General features: G+C 70.5%; 14 protein-coding genes. 1 reads left to right on the plus strand and 13 read right to left on the minus strand.

The annotated features are described in order from the left end of the window. Positions 1-22: 22 nt before the first annotated feature. From AB0I12_RS33405 to alr, 10 genes are all read right to left on the minus strand, one after another. The gene (locus AB0I12_RS33405) at positions 23-505 is read right to left on the minus strand and encodes an SRPBCC family protein (RefSeq protein ID WP_359937330.1); all 483 of its coding nucleotides are present in this window, start codon (positions 503-505) and stop codon (positions 23-25) included. Continuing rightward, complete coding sequence (fdhD, locus tag AB0I12_RS33410; RefSeq protein ID WP_359937333.1) at positions 502-1,359, minus strand: formate dehydrogenase accessory sulfurtransferase FdhD; 858 nt, start codon at positions 1,357-1,359, stop codon at positions 502-504. The genes AB0I12_RS33405 and fdhD overlap by 4 nt, the downstream gene beginning before the upstream one ends. Continuing rightward, positions 1,347-2,507, minus strand: coding sequence for a molybdopterin molybdotransferase MoeA (locus tag AB0I12_RS33415; protein WP_359937494.1), 1,161 nt, complete (start codon positions 2,505-2,507; stop codon positions 1,347-1,349). Before AB0I12_RS33415 ends, fdhD begins: the two co-directional genes overlap by 13 nt. 122 nt (positions 2,508-2,629) lie before the next feature. Beyond that, positions 2,630-2,851, minus strand: coding sequence for a formate dehydrogenase subunit delta (locus AB0I12_RS33420; protein ID WP_359937336.1), 222 nt, complete (start codon positions 2,849-2,851; stop codon positions 2,630-2,632). After that, positions 2,848-5,670, minus strand: coding sequence for a formate dehydrogenase subunit alpha (gene fdhF, locus AB0I12_RS33425; protein WP_359937339.1), 2,823 nt, complete (start codon positions 5,668-5,670; stop codon positions 2,848-2,850). Before fdhF ends, AB0I12_RS33420 begins: the two co-directional genes overlap by 4 nt. Next, entirely contained in the window at positions 5,667-7,181 is a 1,515-nt protein-coding gene (locus AB0I12_RS33430; protein ID WP_359937342.1) for an NADH-ubiquinone oxidoreductase-F iron-sulfur binding region domain-containing protein, read from the minus strand. Before AB0I12_RS33430 ends, fdhF begins: the two co-directional genes overlap by 4 nt. Further along, the gene (locus tag AB0I12_RS33435; protein WP_359937345.1) at positions 7,178-7,672 is read right to left on the minus strand and encodes an NAD(P)H-dependent oxidoreductase subunit E; all 495 of its coding nucleotides are present in this window, start codon (positions 7,670-7,672) and stop codon (positions 7,178-7,180) included. The genes AB0I12_RS33430 and AB0I12_RS33435 overlap by 4 nt, the downstream gene beginning before the upstream one ends. A 71-nt stretch (positions 7,673-7,743) precedes the next feature. Beyond that, positions 7,744-8,379, minus strand: a complete 636-nt coding sequence (locus tag AB0I12_RS33440; protein ID WP_359937348.1) for a M15 family metallopeptidase — start codon at positions 8,377-8,379, stop codon at positions 7,744-7,746. Continuing rightward, positions 8,376-9,341, minus strand: coding sequence for a D-alanine--D-alanine ligase family protein (locus tag AB0I12_RS33445; protein ID WP_359937350.1), 966 nt, complete (start codon positions 9,339-9,341; stop codon positions 8,376-8,378). The genes AB0I12_RS33440 and AB0I12_RS33445 overlap by 4 nt, the downstream gene beginning before the upstream one ends. Continuing rightward, complete coding sequence (alr, locus tag AB0I12_RS33450; RefSeq protein WP_359937353.1) at positions 9,338-10,474, minus strand: alanine racemase; 1,137 nt, start codon at positions 10,472-10,474, stop codon at positions 9,338-9,340. The genes AB0I12_RS33445 and alr overlap by 4 nt, the downstream gene beginning before the upstream one ends. A 118-nt stretch (positions 10,475-10,592) precedes the next feature. On the opposite strand from alr, the gene AB0I12_RS33455 reads away from it, so the two are divergent. Further along, on the plus strand, positions 10,593-11,135 hold the full coding sequence (locus tag AB0I12_RS33455; protein ID WP_359937356.1) for a CGNR zinc finger domain-containing protein: 543 nt from the start codon (positions 10,593-10,595) through the stop codon (positions 11,133-11,135). Here AB0I12_RS33455 and AB0I12_RS33460 read toward each other — a convergent pair. The 3 genes from AB0I12_RS33460 to AB0I12_RS33470 form a co-directional block, all read right to left on the minus strand. Then, entirely contained in the window at positions 11,073-11,723 is a 651-nt protein-coding gene (locus AB0I12_RS33460; RefSeq protein WP_359937358.1) for a GNAT family N-acetyltransferase, read from the minus strand. The genes AB0I12_RS33455 and AB0I12_RS33460 overlap by 63 nt on opposite strands. Positions 11,724-11,758: 35 nt before the next feature. Next, positions 11,759-12,904 carry an ROK family transcriptional regulator gene (locus AB0I12_RS33465; RefSeq protein WP_359937360.1) on the minus strand — a complete coding sequence of 382 codons (1,146 nt, stop codon included), beginning with the start codon at positions 12,902-12,904 and terminating at the stop codon, positions 11,759-11,761. A 147-nt stretch (positions 12,905-13,051) separates the two neighbouring features. Next, positions 13,052-13,750: a GAF and ANTAR domain-containing protein gene (locus AB0I12_RS33470; protein ID WP_359937362.1), complete on the minus strand. Its 699-nt coding sequence runs from the start codon at positions 13,748-13,750 to the stop codon at positions 13,052-13,054. Positions 13,751-13,817 lie beyond the last annotated feature (67 nt).

The raw sequence follows: 13,817 nt of genomic DNA on the forward strand, positions 1-13,817 counted from the left end.
GGGACCTGACGTGGCGTGAGGGTCAAGCTTTGAGCGCCGACTCCATGGCCGCGAGGGTGGAGCGCATGTTCGCGGCCAGCTGGTCGAGGCGGCCCTGGATGAGCTCGGCTGCTCGGGCCGGATGCTGTACGACGCCCAAGCGCATCCCGCTGTCGCCCGGGCCGTGCGTGAAGGACTGCCGGACGAGCGTCGCGGCGCCGCGGTCCTCCAGCGCGTACTCCCAGTGCGCGAACGGGACCGATTCGTCGCCGTACACGTCCCAGCCGAAGCGTTTCGGCTCCTCGAAGGCGGTGACGGTGCAGGTCACGTACGTCTCGAACCCGTCCGCGAACCGGTTCCGCGCCTCGAACCGCGCTTCCTTCTCGAGCCAGGCGCCGTAGATGCACTCCGGGCTCCACTCGCCGTACCTGTCGATCGCGGTGATGCCGGACCAGACTTCGCGGATCGGCAGCTTGATCAGGACCTCGACACCGGTGGTCGCACCGGTCACTCCGTAGTCGTTCATGCCCCGGACGTCGTACGCACCTCGGCGGACTCGACATTTACCCGCTCGGGGCGGCTGTAGAGGTTCATGGCGCCGTTGCGGATGAAGCCGGCCAGCGTCAAGCCGGCCTCGTCGGCGAGGTCGACGGCGAGCGAGCTCGGGGCCGAGACCGCGCCGAGCACCGGGATGCCGGCCATCACCGCCTTCTGCGCGAGCTCGAACGAGGTCCGCCCGGAAACGATGAGGATCAGGCCGCGGGCCGGGATCCGCCCGTTCAGCAGCGCCCAGCCGACCACCTTGTCGACGGCGTTATGGCGGCCGACGTCCTCGCGGACGACGAGCAGGTCGCCGGCCGGGGTGAACAGACCGGCCGCGTGCAGGCCGCCGGTCCGGTCGAAGACCTGCTGCCGTTCGCGGAGCGCGTCGGGAAGGCCGGCGAGTACGTCGTACCTGATGGTGACGTCGTCGGCGGCCGGGGAGTGGCGGGTCTTCGTGCGGACCGCGTCGAGCGAGGCCTTGCCACAGACGCCGCAGGAGGAAGTCGTGTAGAAGTTGCGCTCGACGCCGGTGACCGGGGCCGGCACGCCCGGGGCGAGGCTGATGTCGAGGACGTTGTACGTGTTGCGGCCCTCGTCGTCGAGGGAGTCGCAGTACCGCGCGTCGCGGATGTCGTCGACGCTGCCGATGACTCCTTCGGTGTGCAGGAAGCCGTGCGCGAGCTCGACGTCGTGGCCCGGGGTGCGCATGGTCACGGCCAGTGGTTTCCCGTCGACGCGAAGCTCGAGCGGCTCCTCGACCGCGATCGAGTCCGGCCGGGAACGCCGGCCGGCCGGCGTGATCCGTACGACCGGCCGTCGCGCGATCAGCCGGCCCACGGACTGGATCCCGGGTCGAGGGGGAGGAGACGGGCCGCGATGGCTTCGGCGGGGCCGGGGGCCACGACGGCGAGGGCGTCGGCGGTGGCCGGGCCGCGGAGCATGGCGGCCCCGCCGTGACCGACGGGTACGGCGCCCTGTGGGGTGAGGCGGATCGGGACGAGTCGGGTGCTGGTCGGGTGGCACGCGATGCCGCCGGGGACCGCGACCTGGGGCAGCACGGGGAGGGAGAGGCCGCGCAGACGGTGGACGGCCGCGACGCCGAGCGTCAGGAACGCGACGAGGGCCGCGAACGGATTGCCCGGCAGACCGAGCACCAGCCGGCCGTCGGGGAGTTGAGCCAGGGCTTGCGGGTGGCCGGGCCGGCAGGCGACGCCGTCGACGACCAGCTCGGCGCCGAGCGCGGTGAGCGCCGGCCGGAGGTGATCAGCCGGCCCGGAGGCGGACGACCCGGAGACGAGGACGAGGTCCGCCGACGTCTCCTGCAGGGCGGAAACCAGCTCCTCCAGCGAGTCGGGCAGATGCCGTACGCCGGCCTGCGCCGCGCCGGAGCGGGTGATGAGGCCGGGGAGCATCGGGCCGATGGCGTCCCGGACGCGGCCCGGGCCTGGCTGGCCACGGTGGACGAGTTCGTCGCCGGTGACGAGGGCGGCGACTATGGGGCGAGGAATGACGGTGAGGCGGTTGAGGCCGACAGTCGCCGCGAGGCCGAGAACTGGCGGATCGACCACCACGCCCGCGGGCAGGAGTTGGTCGCCGGGCTTGCACTCCTCGCCCGCGCGTCGGATGTGCCGCCCGTCCTCCGACGGCCCCTCGAGCAACCCGCCGGTCACGACGGCGTCCTCGGACCGTACGACAGAGGTCGCCCCGGCCGGCACCGCCGCACCGGTCACGATCCCCTTCGCCTGCCCGTCCTCCAGCGCTCCGGAGTCCGCACACCCTGCGCGCACGTGGCCGATCACGCGCCACGGCCCGGCGCCGCGGACGGCGTACCCGTCCATGGCGGCCCGATCCACCGGGGGCACCGCGACCGGCGACACCAGCGGCGTCGCCAGCACGCACCCGTCGGCCTCGGCCAGTGTCCGCGTCACCACGGCACCAGGCCGCGCCACGGCATGCGCGAGCTGCCGAGCCACATCCCACGGCATGTCGTCGCGCCGCTGACGCCCACGGCTCACTCCAGGTGTGCGCCCGTCCTCCACAGGCCCACCCTCTCCGACCCGCCCCGGCTTGTCGAACCGATCCCGCAGCCCGGACGCCGATCCTGGGGTCACGAGGGCGCCTGGAGCTTCTTGGCGGCCAGCGCCGCGGTCGGGTCCAGGTCGGTGGCGCCGGAGTTGGCGTGGGTGATGAGGGCCTGTTTCATGCGGGGATCCCAGACCGCCTTCAGGTGGTTGGCGATGGCGGTGGCGGCCTCGTCCGGCGTGCGGTGGGCGAACTGGGCGGCGATCTCGTTCGCCAGCCGGACGTACGGCGGTACGCCGCCGCTCATCGATTGCCCCCGGCAACGACTGTCTCGCGGGTGGCCTCGTCGGCGACTGGTTCGGGGACGAGGTCGACCTGGACCGCGGTGACCTTGTACTCGGGGCAGTTGGTGGCCCAGTCGGAGTTGTCCGTGGTGACGACGTTCGCGCCGCTGACCGGATGGTGGAACGTGGTGTAGCAGACCCCGACCGGCATCCGGTCCGAGATCCGCGCCCGCAGCTCGGTCCGCCCGACGCGGCTCGACAACGCGACCAGGTCGCCGTCCGACACCCCGCGCACCTCGGCGTCGTGCGGATGGATCTCCAGCAGGTCCTCGGCGTGCCAGGCGACGTTCGCCGTCCGCCGGGTCTGCGCGCCGACGTTGTACTGCGACAGGATCCGCCCGGTGGTCAGGATCAGCGGGAACTTCCGCGTCGACCGCTCCGACGTCGGCACGTACACGGTCTCCATGAACCGTCCCTTGCCGCGGGTGAACTCGTCCTCGTGCATGATCGGCGTGCCCGAGGGGTGCTCGACGTTGCACGGCCACTGGATCGACCCGAGCTCGTCGAGCCTGGCGAACGAGACGCCGGCGAACGTCGGCGTGGTGAGCGCGATCTCGTCCATGATCTGCGCGGCCGAGTCGTAGTGCATCGGGTACCCCATCGCCTGGGCGATCTCGCAGACGATCTCCCACTCCTGCTTACCGGTCCGCGGTGCCATGATCGGCCGCACCCGGTTGATCCGCCGCTCCGCGTTCGTGAACGTCCCGTCCTTCTCCAGGAACGACGTCCCCGGCAGCAGGACGTGCGCGAACTTCGCCGTCTCGTTGACGAACAGGTCCTGGACGACGAGCAGCTCCAGCGCGCCCAGGGCCGCGAAGACGTGCTGCGTGTTCGGATCCGACTGCGCGATGTCCTCGCCCTGTACGAACAGCGCCTTGAACGAGCCGTCGATGGCCGCGTCGAACATGTTCGGGATCCGCAGCCCGGGCTCGTTCAGGATCGGCGTACCCCACAACTTCTCGTAGATGTCGCGGACGTCGTCGTCGGACACGTGCCGGTAGCCCGGCAGCTCGTGCGGGAACGAGCCCATGTCGCACGAGCCCTGGACGTTGTTCTGCCCGCGCATCGGGTTCACCCCGACACCCGGCCGGCCGATGTTGCCGGTCGCCATCGCGAGATTCGCCATGCCCATCACCATCGTCGAGCCCTGGCTGTGCTCGGTGACGCCGAGGCCGTAGTAGATCGCCGCGTTCCCGCCGGTCGCGTACAGCCGGGCGGCCTCGCGGATCTTCTCGGCCGGCACTCCGGAAATTTCCGAAACCGCCTCCGGGCTGTGTTCCGGCTGGGCGATGAACGCTTCCCAGACCTCAAAGTCCTCGCAGCGGCTCGCGACGAACTCGCGGTCCACCAGCCCTTCGGTGACGACCACGTGCGCGAGCGCGTTGACGATCGCGACGTTGGTGCCCGGGGCGAGCTCGAGGTGGTACGCCGCCTCGACGTGCGGCGACCGGACCAGGTCGATCCGCCGCGGGTCGACCACGATCAGCTTCGCGCCCTGCCGGAGCCGCTGCTTCATCCGGGAGCCGAACACCGGGTGCGCGTCGGTCGGGTTCGACCCGATCAGCAGGATCACGTCGGAGTCGTCGACGGAACGGAAATCCTGCGTTCCGGCCGATTCCCCGAAGGTCTGCTTCAGGCCGTACCCGGTCGGGGAGTGACAGACCCGGGCGCAGGTGTCGACGTTGTTGTTCCCGAACACCGCGCGGACCATCTTCTGGACCGCGTACACCTCTTCGTTGGTCGTCCGCGACGAGGTGATCGCACCGATCGAGCCCTGGCCGTGCGCCGCCTGGATCTCCCGCAGCCGGCGCGCGGTGAAGCCGATCGCCTCCTCCCAGGACACTTTCCGCCACGGTTCCGAAAGCGTGTTCCGGACCATCGGCTCGAGCACCCGGTCCGGATGCGACGCATACCCGAACGCGAACCGGCCCTTCACACACGAGTGCCCCTCGTTCGCGCCGCCGTTCTTGTACGGCACCATCCGGACCAGCTCATCACCCCGCAGTTCGGCCTTGAACGAGCATCCGACGCCGCAGTACGCGCAGGTCGTCAGCACGGTCCGCGTCGGCATCCCGAGCTCGACCACCGACTTCTCCTGCAGGGTCGCGGTCGGGCAGGCCTGCACACACGCACCGCACGACGCACAGTCCGAGTCGAAGAACGACACCCCGGCACCGGCCGCGACCTTCGAGTCGAACCCGCGTCCCTCGATCGTCAGCGCCAGCGTGCCCTGGACCTCGTCACAGGCGCGCACGCACCGCGAGCACGCGATGCACTTGGACGCCTCGAAGTCGAAGTACGGGTTGGACGAGTCGGTCGGCAGATCCAGGTGGTTGGCGCCGGCCTCGACACCGGAGCCGTACCGCACCTCGCGCAGCCCGGTGACGCCGGCCATGTCCTGCAGTTCGCAGTCGCCGTTCGCCGAGCAGGTCAGGCAGTCGAGCGGGTGGTCGGAGATGTACAGCTCCATCACACCGCGGCGGAGCTTCCCGAGCCGCTCGTTCTGGGTCCGCACGACCATGCCCTCGCGGACCGGCGTCGTACAGGACGCGGGAGTGCCTTTCACCCCGTCGATCTCGACCACGCACAACCGGCACGACCCGAACGCCTCGAGATTGTCGGTCGCGCACAGCTTCGGTACGTCGACCCCCGCCTCCTTCGCCGCCCGCATCACCGATGTACCGGGTGGAACCTTCACCGTCACCCCGTCGACGGTCAGCTCTGTCGTCGCGGCTCCGGCCCGGGCCGGCGTACCGAAGTCAGGTTCCTTCAGCAAGGTCATGCGTTGAAGTCCTCTCCGAAATGGCGGACGGCACTGCGTACTGGCATCGGGGTGAGGCCGCCCATGGCGCACAGGGAGCCGTCGGTCATCAGTTCGCACAGGTCCCCGAGCAGGACCAGGTTCTGCTGGAGGTTCTCGCCGGCCACGATCCGGTCGACGGTCTCGACACCGCGGACCGCGCCGACCCGGCACGGCGTACATTTCCCGCACGACTCGGCCGCGCAGAACTCGAACGCGAACCGCGCCATCGCCGCCATGTCCACGGTCTCGTCGAACACCACGATCCCGCCGTGCCCGACCATCGCGCCGGCCGCCGCGAACGCCTCGTAGTCCATCGGCAGGTCGAACTGCTCGACCGGCAGGTAGGCGCCGAGCGGGCCGCCGACCTGCACCGCCCGCACCGGCAGCCCCGACGACGTACCGCCGCCGAAGTCGTTCACCAGCTCGCCGAGGGTGATTCCGAAAGCGGTTTCCACGATGCCGCCGCGGGTGACGTTCCCGCCGAGCTGGAACACACTGGTGCCGAGCGACCGCCCGGTGCCGTACGCCGCGTAGGCCGCGGCCCCGTGCGCGAGAATCGTCGGAATCGTTGCCAACGACAACACGTTGTTGACGACCGTCGGGCGGCCGAAAAGCCCTTCCAGAGCAGGGATCGGAGGTTTGGCGCGGACCATGCCGCGTTTTCCCTCCAGGCTCTCCAGCATCGAGGTCTCTTCGCCGCAGATGTACGCACCCGCACCGACCCGGACGTGCAGGTCGAAGCCGAACCCTGAGCCGAGGATGTCCGGCCCCAACCAGCCCTCGTCGCGCGCGTGCCCGATCGCGTCCTTGAGCGTCGCCACCGCGTCCGGGTACTCCGACCGCAGATACACGTACCCTTCCGCGGCGCCGACGGCGTACGCCGCGATCGTCATCCCCTCGATCAGCGTGAACGGGTCGCCCTCGATCAGCATCCGGTCGGCGTAGGTCCCCGAGTCGCCCTCGTCGGCGTTGCAGCAGACGAACTTGAGATCCGCTTGTGCGTCGAGCACCGTCCGCCACTTGATCCCGGTCGGGAACCCGGCGCCGCCCCGCCCGCGCAACCCCGAGTCGACCACGGTCTCCACCACCTCGGCCGGCGACAACGCCAGCGCCGCGCGGAGCCCGGCCATCCCGCCGTGCGCGACGTAGTCCACGGTCGACAGCGGATCGATCACACCGACCCGCTCGAACGTCAACCGCTGCTGCCGCTTCATCCACGGCAACTCCTCCACCAACCCGAGCGAGGCTCCCGCACCGTCGAGCATTCCGCCCGCGATCAGCCCGTCCACGTCCTCCGGAGCAACAGGCCCGTATCCGACCCGCCCCGCGGCCGTTTCGACCTCCACCAACGGCTCGAGCCACAACATCCCCCGGGACCCGGTACGAACCACCTCGACGTCACGGTCCTGGGCGGAGGCGGCGATCCGCTCGGCGACCTCGTCCGCCCCCACGGAGCAGGCGGCGGAATCCCTCGGTACGTAGACCTTCATCGCGCCTCCCCGAGCAGGGCGTCGAGGCGGGTGGCGGTGACCCGGCCATGGAGTCTGCCGGCCACTTGCACCGCCGGGCCGAGCGCGCAGTTCCCGAAGCAGTAGATCTCTTCGAGGGTGATGCGGCCGTCGTGCGTCGTCTCGCCGAAGCTGCAGCCGACGGTGCGTCGCGCGTGCTCGGCGAGCTCGACCGCGCCGACCGAGCGGCACGCCTCGGCCTGGCAGATCGCGACGGTCGTCCGCCCGGCCGCGGTCCGCCGGAAGTCCTTGTAGAACGTGACGACGCCGTGCACCTCGGCAACTGCGAGGTTCAGGACGTCGGCGATCACCGCGACGTCGGGTTGATCGACGTACCCGAACTCCTCCTGCACCGCGTGCAGGATCGGTATCAGCGCACCGCGGAGACCGCGGAGTTCCTCCGCGAGCTCCCGCACGCGCTGGGCTCGCCCGGGGACCGGGACAGGGGCGGCGGCCACGACCTCACTCGTCATGTATACAACATTCCGTCGCCACTGCGGCACGGTCAAAGCAATGCTGCCTATCAGCTCATAGGCGGCAGCTATCACGCCAGGCTGTAGGCAGGCCCGTAGAGCGCATTCGGGCGGTCTTCCACGAAGGCCCAGTAGCGGTCGCCGAACGACCAGTGCCACCACTCGGTCGGATAGTTCACCAGGCCTGCCGCAGTCAGGACGTCGGCCAGCAGGGACCGGTTCGTCCGGGCTTCGCGGCTGATGTTGGTGGCCGCGAAGAAGCACGCGCCGCTGCTCTGCTCGGGTGTCGCGTCGATCGGCGTACCGAGGTCGAGCGGGCCGTGCGCGCCGACCAGCGTCAGGTCGACCGCCGCGCCGGCCACGTGCGGCGCGACCTCGATCGGCGACACGAACCGGCTGGCGAGGCGATCCACCTCGTGCGCGGCCAGGCCGGGCTGCAGGTGCTCGAGCTCGGCGCGGTACCCGTCCCAGATCGCCTGCTGGCTCTCGACCGGCCGCAGTCCTTCGACGACGTGCAGCCGGATCCCGGCCGGCAGGAACGTGTCGGCCAGTGCGAGCCGGTCCGCGACCGGTTCGCGCGCGAACTGCTGCCCGCTCGTCAGCACGTCCCGCGTGAACAGGTCGACCAGCGGTTCACCGCTCTCGATCGCCGGGATGCCGGTGATCCGGTCGTCGCTCAGCAGGACGGTGCTCTGCAGCGCGGTCATGGCCGCGCCACCGCCGTACGGATCAGGGTGTCGACCACTTCGGCGTACGACATCCCGCCCGCCGCCCACATCCGCGGGAACTGCGACGCCGGGGTGAATCCGGGGAACGTGTTGATCTCGTTGACGACCGGTTCGCCGGCACGCGGCACGAAGAAGTCCACCCGCGCCAGTCCGGCGCAGCCGAGCACCTCGAACACGTCGATCGCCGTCCGCCGCAACCGCATCGCCAGCTCGGGATCGAGCGGCGCCGGTACGACGAACCGCGTGGCGTCGCTGTCGTACTTCGCGGCCGCGGTGAAGAACGGCTGGTCCGGGTCGGGACGGATCTCCAGTGCCGGCGCGGTCTCGACCCGTCCGTCCGGGAACTCCAGCACCGCCAGGTCGATCTCGCGGCCGGTCATCTCCCGCTCCACCAGGACGTGCGCGTCGAACTCGGTGGCCTCCGCGATCGCGGCCAGCAACGTCGGCAGGTTCGTCGCGCGGGTCACGCCGAAGCTCGAGCCGCCGTTCGCCGGTTTCACGAACAGCGGGAAATCCAGGCCGGCTGCCTTCAGTTTCTGCAGCGCCGCCTCGGCGTCGGTCAGTTCGGCGCCGCGCAGCGTGACACCGGGCGTGACCGGGATGCCGTGCGCCTTCAGGACGGACTTGGTCAGATGCTTGTCCAGCCCGACCGCGCTGGCCGCGATGCCGCTGCCGACGTACGGGACGTGCAGCTGCTCCAGAAATCCTTGCAGGCGGCCGTCCTCGCCGCCCTCGCCGTGCAGCGCGGGGATCGTGACATCGCACGCCTGCAGGATCTCGATCGCTTCGTGCTGCCCGTCGGACCAGTTGCCCTGGGCATCGAGCAGCATCGGGATCGCCGTGTGCCCGAGCAGCTCGACGGCCTTCAGGATGCCTTTCCCGCTGGCGAGCGACACGTCGTGCTCGGAGCTCGCCCCGCCCATCACCACCGCGACCTTCATCGGCTGCCCTCCTCGTACCGGCGGGGGACCCGGGCCCCGATCCCGCAGTAGATCTCGTGCGGGATGGTGCCGGCCCAGGCGGCCCACTCGGCCACGGTCGGCTCACCCGCGGAGCCGTCGCCGAAGATCGTCACCGGTTCGCCCGGCTCGACCGCGAGGTCACCGGCGTCGACGACGAACTGGTCCATCGCGATCCGCCCGATCACCGGCATCCGGACGCCGCGGCACAGCACGCTCGCCTGCCGTCCGGCGGCCCGCGGCACCCCGTCGGCGTACCCGATCGGGACCAGGCCGATCGTGGTGTCCCGGTCCGCGACGAAGTCGTGCCGGTACGAAACCCCTTCGCGGGCACGGATCCGGCGTACCTGGGTCAGCTTGCTCAGCAGCCGCATCGCCGGCCGCAGCCCGATCCCGTGCTCGTCGATGCCGTACAGGCCGGCGCCGATCCGCACCAGGTTGGTGTCCGGTGCGTCGAGCGTGAGCGCGCCGGCCGAGTTGGCCAGGTGGACGACGTCCGGCCGCAGACCGGCTCGGTGCGCGAGGCCCGCCCCGGTCCGCAGGAGCTGGAGTTGCCGCGTGCTTTGTACGGCGTCGGCGGCGTCGCCGTGCGACAGATGCGACCAGATCCCGCGGACCGTGACGGCGCCGAGCGCCTCGTAGTGCGCCGCCGTTCGGGTGAGCTCGATCCACTGGTCAGGTGCACTGCCGGCCCGGTGCAATCCGGTGTCCAACTTCAGATGTACGGAGTGGACGGAGGGGATGGCTGCGACGTGCTGGAGTTCGGCGACCGTCGAGACGCTGACGTCCACGTCCAGGTCGCCGAGCAGCACGACTTCGGTGGCGTCGTACAGCCAGGTCAGGATCGGCACGGACAATCCGGCCGCGCGCAGCTGCAGCGCTTCGTCGGCCCGCGCGACCCCGAGCCAGGTCGCCCCGGCCTCGACGGCCGCCCGGGCCACCGGTACGGCGCCGTGCCCGAAGGCGTCGGCCTTGACCACGGCCAGGACCTGTTGCGGAACACGTTGTCGGAAACGCTCGACATTGTCGCGGATGGCGGACAGGTCGACGACGGCCTCCGACAGTCCGGTGATCCCCCGGGTTCCGGGACGGCGGCGGGACTGAACCAGGTGCATACCGTCATTGTTGTTTCCGGCAACGATCACGATCATCGGAGCGCGGACGGATGTCCGCCTACGACCCTGGTATGACCCGCCTCCTCCGCAAGGACGAGCGGACCGGGATACTGGACGGGTGGAAGCCACCGATCATCTGCGGGCCTCACTGCACGCCGCGATCGCGCTGGCCAACGCCTTCGGATCCGCAGACCGGCAGGGCCGTCCGGCGGTTCCGCCGGACGCGGCGGCCGTCGACGCCGTCCTGCGGCTGACCACGAACCGCCCGCCCGTGGTCGATCCCGGCGACTACGCCGCCGGTGGGAAAACGCTGTACGAAGCGCTCGGAAATCTCCCCGACGTCGACCGAGCAGTCGAGCTCGTGAACGAACTGCTCAGGGAAACCAAGGCCGCGCCGCAGCTGACCCGCGAGATCGGGGCGCCGTGGCACCTGCACTTCGGCAGCCCCGACGACGCGACCGGCTGGCTGGCCGAGTTCGCCACCGCCGTCGCGATGCTGCTCGGCAGCGACGAGGCCGCACGGGTCCGCCGATGCGAGGCCGCCCGGTGCGACGACCTGTTCCTCGACGCGACCCGGAACGGAAACCAGCGGTTCTGCTCAACCGCGTGCCAGAACCGCGCCAAGGTCGCCGCCCACCGGGCGCGGGTCCGGAGCTCCTGACGCCGTCACCATCGTGGCCTCCGCCGACCAGCCGAGCTTGCGGTAGAGGTGGTAGCCGTCGGAGGTAGCCATCAACAGCCCGGTCCGCGCACCGCGATCGAGTGCTCGCGCGGCCAGCGTGCCCATCACGACACTGCCGAGTCCGCGGCGCCGGAACGCCGGATCGGTGTGGATGTCGTGCATGACGGCATCGGTTCCGACGATCGCCGCCATGCCCCGTGCCGCGACCACGCCGTCCACCACGACCTTGACGTACTCCAGAGGCCCGACCGTCTCGACCTCTGCCGAGGCGCGGGGGTGGTCGCGCAGCTCGATCGACATCAGCGTCTTCTGCTCCTCGAACGGCTGTGCGCCGGCCTCCGCGAGGCGGCGGGCTACCTCGTCGCCGTGCTGCGTGGTGACGGTCAGCCAGGTGTCCGCGGTCAGGCCGCGCGCGAGCCGGTCCACGGTCGCGGGGTCGTCGGTGCGGGCAAACAGTTCACGGTCGCGCCCGGGGAGTCGCAGTACGGCGGCGTACGCGTCGTCGTCCTCGATCACCGGCTCCAGGCCGCGGCACAGCCGCCAGCCTTCCAGCCATCGCCTCATCATGGCAGCAGTGTAACTGTCTAGAGAGAAATAGCCAGTTACTCGATGCCCAGTACGAAGGTCTGGATCGCGACCACCGCGGCGCCGCGTGCCCATTCGCCGAAGTCGGCGGGCTGCAGGACCATCGGCAGCTCGGCGGCCGACGGGTGCCGGTCGGCGTGCAGCCCGGCCAGCAGTTCGTCGTGCGCAACCTCGGCCAGCCGGACACCTTCACCGCCGAGGACGACGAGCTCGGGTGTGGTGAAGTTCGCGGCGGCGGCGATCAGCTTGCCGAAGGCGCGACCGGCGCGGCCGATCACCCCGCGTGCCGCCGGATCGCCTTTGGCGGCGAGATCGAGCGCCTCCTCGTACCCGACCGGCCGCCCGAGTGCCGCAGCGACCTGGGAGGTGACGGCGCCGACCGTCAGCAGGCTGACCGCGCAGCCGTGGTGGCCGCGATCGCAGAGCGGGCCGTCGTGAATCAGCGGGTGATGGCCGACCAGACCCAGGGTGATGTCCGGACTGTCGACAATCCGGTTGTGGACGACGAGGCCGTAGCCGACGCCGGCGCCGATCGTGAGCAGGACGAAGCGGTGCGAGTTCCGCCCGGCGCCGAACCAGTGCGTGGCCTCGGTCAGCGAGGTGAAGTCGTTCGCGATCACGATCGGAACGCCGGTGTGCGCGGCGAGGATCTCGCCGAACGGTACGTCGACCCAGTTCAGGTACGGGGCCCAGCGGACCTCGGAGCGGTTCGCCACCCGGCCGCCGAGCGAGACGCCGAGCCCGGTGATCGCCGTACCGTTCGGCACCTGGACGGCCAGCTCGTCGGTGATGTCGAGCACCAGGTCGGCGACCGCGGACGGAGTCGGGTCGGGGATCGGGCGCTCGACGCTGGCCAGCACGTCCGCGCGGAGCGTCGTGAGGACGCCGATCGCGGAGTCGCCGGTGAGCTTGATGCCGACGAAGTGATGGGCATTCGCGTCCAGGTCGAGCGGCTGCGACGGGCGGCCGACCCGCGCGTCGGTGGGACCGGCCTCGACCTCGACCAGCAGCCCCGACTCGACCATCGGTTTCGTCAACCGGGTCAGGCTGCCGGGGGACAGGCCGACGCGGCGTGACAGTTCGGCCCGCGACAACGGACCGTCCAGCAGGATCTCCAAAGCGACCTGCCTCGATGGCCCTGCCAACGGCTGCCACTCACCCATTGCGTCAGCTTAAGGCCCCTTGGAGGTGGGACGCCGGGACGTGACCCGGTCCGCGGTACTGGCCGCACAAGTCCCGGCGTCGGGCTCATCTCGCAGTATGCAACGGATCGCCACCGGTGGGGCCCGGACAACGGTGTCAGATTGTCGTCACTGCGGGAGTTTGCGCGTATCGATCAGCTGCTGCGCGACGTCGCGCAGTTTGGTGTTGGTGTCCTGGGAGTACCGCTTGAGGATCGCGAACGCCCGGTCGCCGTCCACGTCGAAGCGCTCCATCAGGATGCCCATCGCCTGGCCCACGAGCTTCCGTGCGTCGACCGCCTGCGCCATCGTCTCCTCGTGCCGCGCGGATGCCACCGCCACCGTCGCGTGCCGGGCGAGGATGTGCGCGATCGCCTCGTCGTCGGCGCTGAAAGCGTCCGCTTCCGGGCTGTACAGTCCCAGCACCCCGACCGTCCGCCGCGCTGCCTCACCAGTCGCCAACGGCACGTCAAGAACGCTGCGTACTCCCAGCGCGGCGACCTTCGCCGCCCACTCCGGCCAGCGGTCGTCGGTACCCGTGTCCCGGATCAGCACTGTGGTCCGGTCGCGCAGCGCCGTGACCAGCGGCCCGTTCTCGGTGGTGATCTGCAGCTCGTAGACGTCGGCGACGACCGGATCGGTGACCGCGGCGACCTCGGCCTGCGAACCCCGGGTGGAGAGCACCACACCGGCGTACGTACAGCTCAACGCCTGCAGGGCGAACTGCACCACGGCCTCGATCGTCTCCTCGACGCCTGGCGCGTCGTGCAGCTCGATCGCGAGCCGGGCGAAGGTGTTCGCGGAGTTGACGGTCTCGGATTCGGTCACTGGGGTCTCCAGGGCATGTCGTGCGGCAGGGCAAGGCAATAATGCAGCCCAAGCCCCCCGAACCGTT

This window comes from Kribbella sp. NPDC050459 (assembly GCF_040655315.1).
Lineage (GTDB): Bacteria > Actinomycetota > Actinomycetes > Propionibacteriales > Kribbellaceae > Kribbella.

Excerpts from the sequence above, each read along its gene's own strand:
- AB0I12_RS33430 (WP_359937342.1), bottom strand. The coding sequence starts at position 7,181 with ATGAAGGTCTACGTACCGAGGGATTCCGCCGCCTGCTCCGTGGGGGCG.
- AB0I12_RS33465 (WP_359937360.1), bottom strand. The coding sequence starts at position 12,904 with ATGGGTGAGTGGCAGCCGTTGGCAGGGCCATCGAGGCAGGTCGCTTTG.
- AB0I12_RS33460 (WP_359937358.1), bottom strand. The coding sequence starts at position 11,723 with ATGATGAGGCGATGGCTGGAAGGCTGGCGGCTGTGCCGCGGCCTGGAG.
- alr (WP_359937353.1), bottom strand. The coding sequence starts at position 10,474 with ATGCACCTGGTTCAGTCCCGCCGCCGTCCCGGAACCCGGGGGATCACC.
- AB0I12_RS33435 (WP_359937345.1), bottom strand. The coding sequence starts at position 7,672 with ATGACGAGTGAGGTCGTGGCCGCCGCCCCTGTCCCGGTCCCCGGGCGA.
- AB0I12_RS33415 (WP_359937494.1), bottom strand. The coding sequence starts at position 2,507 with ATGCCGTGGGATGTGGCTCGGCAGCTCGCGCATGCCGTGGCGCGGCCT.
- fdhF (WP_359937339.1), bottom strand. The coding sequence starts at position 5,670 with ATGACCTTGCTGAAGGAACCTGACTTCGGTACGCCGGCCCGGGCCGGA.
- AB0I12_RS33405 (WP_359937330.1), bottom strand. The coding sequence starts at position 505 with ATGAACGACTACGGAGTGACCGGTGCGACCACCGGTGTCGAGGTCCTG.
- AB0I12_RS33420 (WP_359937336.1), bottom strand. The coding sequence starts at position 2,851 with ATGAGCGGCGGCGTACCGCCGTACGTCCGGCTGGCGAACGAGATCGCC.
- AB0I12_RS33440 (WP_359937348.1), bottom strand. The coding sequence starts at position 8,379 with ATGACCGCGCTGCAGAGCACCGTCCTGCTGAGCGACGACCGGATCACC.
- AB0I12_RS33445 (WP_359937350.1), bottom strand. The coding sequence starts at position 9,341 with ATGAAGGTCGCGGTGGTGATGGGCGGGGCGAGCTCCGAGCACGACGTG.